This is a genomic window from Aquabacterium sp. UBA2148, assembly GCF_002328915.1.
GTDB lineage: Bacteria > Pseudomonadota > Gammaproteobacteria > Burkholderiales > Burkholderiaceae_C > Aquabacterium > Aquabacterium parvum.
Map to the genome: position 1 here is coordinate 8,101 of NZ_DCXA01000013.1, position 4,713 is coordinate 12,813.

The window sequence follows — 4,713 nt, forward strand, 5'->3', positions numbered from 1 at the left end:
CACCCCCGCCACGCTCGCCGCCACCGCCTCGGCAGGCCGCACGCTGGACAGCACCAGCCGGAAGTAGGCCAAGCCCTGATCGAATGGCGGTGGCTGGATGCCCCGGATGCCGGGGCGCGCAGGCTTGAAGGGCACCATATCGAAGCGCTGCTTGGACGGGTTCCATTGCCTGGTTGGCTTGGGATAGGGCTCCTTGTCCGGCAGCATCGCGGCCATGCGGATGGTCATGGCGGGCATGTCGGGCCGGCCTTGAACGCCCAGCACATCGGCCTGTATTTCGTAGGCGGCGCCCGGGCCACCGCCGTTGGGGTCCAGCCCACCGTCGTGGTGGTACTCGCGCGCCAGCAGGCGGCCGGGTTGGCCGGCGATGGCCACAGGCTCAGGTCCCACGGTTTGCTTGATGCCCATCAGGTTGGCCAACAACAAGATGCCCTCCATGCCCTTGAGCGACTTGATGTCGTCCATGGTCACGTGGTTGGGGTCGGGCAGGTCTTTGATGTCCTTGGGGGCGTTGATGTCGGGTGTCTTCACGCGCACGAAGAACACCAGGCTGGGGTACTTCAGGCTGCGAAGTGGCACCTCGACATCGAAGTCGGGTAGAGGCTGACCCGCTTGTTGGCGGAACAGGCCGAAAGGGGTGCAAACGCCAGGTTCGGTGGGAAGCTCTTCGGGGGCGCGGGCGCGGTAAAGGTTGGTGCGCAGGTGTTGGTAGAAGGCTCGAATGTCGGCGTCGGTGAACGAGCGAAACATCCGCTCGTACTCTTCTTGATCAGTAAATACACGAAGCGCGCCAGAGAATGTCCTCAGCCTTTTATCTGAAGAATCCAAGTAACCAATGTCGTAAATGCCATATTGCCGAAATGCGTATGCATTTGGGTCACCAACATCCACCTCGCGCACGTGTTTCTTACGTTCCTCTCGTTGCTCAGAGTCGAGGTTCAGTCCCGGCCGAACGATAGACTTAAAATTGCCGACTCCCTTCAAGGCGCCAAGGTCCTTTGCGGTACCTGCGGCGGTTTCCTGTATCTTGATATTGGCTACAAGAGGACGCGCTGACGCTGCGCCAAAGAACTGGTGGTCGAACCCGTAGCCGCTGTGGTGCTCCATGCCCGAGTCAGCCACCTCGATCTTCTCGGGCAAATCAACTAGAGCGGTGCCCAGGCACACACTGCTCCAACCTGACTGCTTTGCGTAGGGGGCCGCTTTGTTGGCGTTGCTTTGACCGCATGCAGTCATGCTGATCAACATCAGCGTGGTCAATGCCCATCGTGCCGTGGGGCGAAGGTAGGGCGGCGCTTTGATCATCATCCAGTTTGCTCCTGCGTGTCGTGGCGCGATGCTTGCGCATGGTAGGTGCCTTCGGCGGGCACCTGAGTGAGCAGGACCTTGTTCATGTCGGGGTGGTTGTTCTCACCATCGGTCCATTCGATGGGCAAGGCTGTGAAGAAGCCCTGAATGCCTTGGGGGGCAGCTTTTGGCGCGGCGGCTTTCCAGAAGGCTTCCGAGAATGGCATTTGGTTCGCGTAGGCGGTTATCCCCAGCGAAGGCTGTTGTGGGTTGCGGTTCACAGGTGGCCAAATTGATGCTTTGATTTCAATCGGAGCTCCCTTTTGAATGCTCCTTGGCACATGCGCAAACACCTTCTCATACGCCGCCTGATTGGCCGTGGCGATCTGCTGGATGAGCTTGATCGCCTGCGGTGTGGCAGGCTGCTCCATCAGTCCGGCCAAGGCTGACGCCGGCTTGACCACCGCATTACCGTTGCCCGCCAGCGCCAGGTGCTTGCGCCACAGGTCAACCCGCAACTGGTGCCCAAACGTGCACACCTTGGTGGCGCAGCCGTGCGTCATCGAGTCGCGCAGGGCGGTGTCGTTGACGAACACGGCCAGCTCGCTGTCGCGGTCGCCGTTGAGGCTGCGGTCGTTGATGTTGGCGCTGCCGATCACCACCTCGGCGTCGTCCACGATCAGCAGTTTGCTGTGCACATAAATCTGCTCGGTGCGCACCTTGCCGCCCACCACCTCGCAATTGCGCAGGTTCAGCAGCGTGAGGTAAGGCGCCCATTCGGCGGGCGTGACTTTTTCGTACGGGCGCTCACCAGGCTTGCCTTCGCGCACCTTTTGCAGCATCGCCTGCCACAACTCACGGCGGATCACCTTCTTGCCCGCCAGCAGCTTCTTGGCCGCTATCGCGCAACGCACACGGTTGACCAGGCTGTGGCTGCCGTAGACCAGGCTTTGCATGGTCCAGTGGATCTGGCCGATGATGGCCAGGTCATCGAGCCGGCCCTCGGGGTGAACGGGCAAGACCACGAAGGCATGGAAGGGGAAGTTGCAGCGCACCGCGTGCTCGATGCGTTGGCCCAGCGCCCAGCAGATCTGGTTCTGCGGCAGCTTATCGCCTTGGGCGTTCTTGCCGATGAGCGTCAAAGCTGACTTGATGCGCGCCCCGCTTTGCGACAGCAGTTGCTTGAGGGCCGCGGATTGCAGGTCTTGGCCTTCTTTTGAGGTCGGGTTGATAGACGGCTCCCCAAACCGACTCTGAAAAAACTGACTCTCGATGTAGACAAAGTGCGTGGCGCCCAAGATGAGCCGCACCATCACGTCGTGGATGTCGTGCTGAACGACCTGCGGGGCGGGCAATTGCGGCATGGCTGCGCGTTCTTGTTGTTGCAGCTTCAGCGATGCGCTGCGCAGCACGCGCACCTTGGCCGTGCCAGGCCCCTTGGCGGTGTAGGCCGGCTCTTGGGGCACCAGGCTGTCAGGCACGCGCACCTTGCTGCGCAAATCGGCGTCGCCCGCCAGGTAGCTGTGCTGCAGGCTGTTCCAGCGGCGGATGAAGTTCATGGCCGCGTCATAGACGGCAGGGCCCTCCATGCGCATGTGCACGTCCTGCCAGGGCTGGCGCGGCTGGTCGTCGGCCAGCACGGCTCCGGACAAGGGCATCGATTGCTGACTGGGCTTGAGCAGGTCAGGGTGAGGTGCCTGATTGAGCCACGCCGCTTTGAGCAAGTTGCTGTACGCGGCCTTCATCAGCTTGGCCACCACTTGCAGCGGCTTTTGAACGTCCGCAGCCGTCAAGGTGCCCTGCTGCAACCTGCGCAGCACCTCTTGCTCGGTCAGCGTCCTGGCCTCGTCAAGCAACTGCCCGATGGTGGGCTTGATCGCTTCCATCGGCTTGGTCAGCCAATCAGGCAGGGGCTCTTGCCACCACGAGTAGAGGCGGTCCACCATTTGGCCAGCCAGACCGTCAGCACTGGCCCGACGGGTGCTCAGCAGCATCTCTTGAAGCGGCGCTGACAACCCGAAGGACAGTGCGCCCTTGAGGGTGGATTGCAGCAACTCCGCCTCGGTCACGAACTGCATCATCTCTGACGGCGTCAACGCGCGCATGGGCGGGATGCCCGGGTTGTAGCGCTCAGCGCCTTGGCGCCATTCGTGGTTGAGGCTGCTGCGAGCGTCGTCGCGCCGGCCATAGGCCAGGTCCATGCCCCCGATGTAGGCAATCTGGTTGTCGATGACGACTTGCTTTTGGTGGTGGCTGAAGAAGGTTTCTTCGACGCCCGTGAAGTCGTTTTGCAGGCCTGCTGGGCAACAGAACGCCCGCATGGTGTTGCGCCCAGCGTTGAGTTGAAACACGGCCAGCATGGTGCCGAAGTCGCCCGTGTTCAGCGGCATCTTGGGCGACATCCATGGCATCACGTAGATGCGCAAGTCGGAGCTGGCGTCCAGCGCCTGCCTGAGCACGTCTATGAGGCGTTTGCCCGGCACCAGCTCCACATCCCAGTTCACCTGCCAGCCGGCGATGAAGATGCTGCGCTTGGCTGCGGCCATGGCAGCGGCCACATCGGCGAAATAGTCCTGTCCGTTGATGAAGGATTTGGTTTGGTGACCCAGGCGAGACGGCGCAAAGCGCTCGGGGTGGGTGATGTCTTGCTGGTGGGCTGCGGCCTGGCTGGCGCTGACGGTGCGCCACGACTGGCCGGTTTCGTCGATGAAGACATTGACCTGCCGGTCATCGTGGTGTTTGCAAAATGCGGTTTCGCTCATGGCTCAGCCCTTTGCTCGGGGGTGGATGGGGCTGCTGGAGGGCTGCCCCAGTTCTCGGGCGGCTTGCAAGCGAGCCTGGCGAGCCGATGGGGCATGTGGGCTCGATTCAGGCTGGGGCGCAAAGTCGAGTGCAGCCATGGCGAAAAGATCGGCTTGGCTCGGATCGACTGTGGCTTTGCCACCCAATGACTCAGATGACAGGGTCCTCTGGCCTTGCGGGCTGAGCAGCCAGATGTCGTTGGGCCAACGCGAGAGGGCAACAGACAGGCGCTTTTGTTGCATGTCGCTCAAGGCGATCTGGCCTTGGGCATCCGTCTGGCCTTGTGCGATGAGTCGGTCGGACTGGGCGCCGCCGTCGCGCACGATCCGCCAGGGGTTGTTTGCCAACGATCGACCCTCAGCGCCTGGCTCACCCATGAGGTTCAATTGCAACTGCATCTGTCGGGGCGTGATGCTGGACTTGGGCAGGCTGGGCAGTTGCAGCGCCAGGGTGCCTGGCCCGACCATGCTCTTGATGTTGGCCCGGATGGTCAGCTTGCCTGGGCAGACAACCTGCACACCGTCTCCTGCGATGTTGATGGATGCGCCGCCGGACACGCCCATCACCACGCGCTTGGCCGCCTTGATCTGCACTTCGCCGCTGGCCGTCTTGAGCTCCAGCGTC

At 62.2% G+C, this 4,713-nt stretch carries 3 protein-coding genes; all 3 read right to left on the bottom strand.

Translation table 11 applies throughout. From position 1 onward, the window contains the following. Positions 1 to 1,308: hypothetical protein (locus B2W70_RS00435; RefSeq protein WP_286741947.1), on the bottom strand; the 1,308-nt coding region annotated here is incomplete at its 3' end. Further along, positions 1,305 to 4,049 carry a phospholipase D-like domain-containing protein gene (locus tag B2W70_RS00440; RefSeq protein ID WP_286741948.1) on the bottom strand — a complete coding sequence of 915 codons (2,745 nt, stop codon included), beginning with the start codon at positions 4,047 to 4,049 and terminating at the stop codon, positions 1,305 to 1,307. The genes B2W70_RS00435 and B2W70_RS00440, both read right to left, overlap by 4 nt. Before the next feature lie 3 nt (positions 4,050 to 4,052). Next, a partial coding sequence (locus B2W70_RS00445) for a DUF2345 domain-containing protein (protein ID WP_286741949.1) occupies positions 4,053 to 4,713 on the bottom strand: 661 nt, incomplete at its 5' end.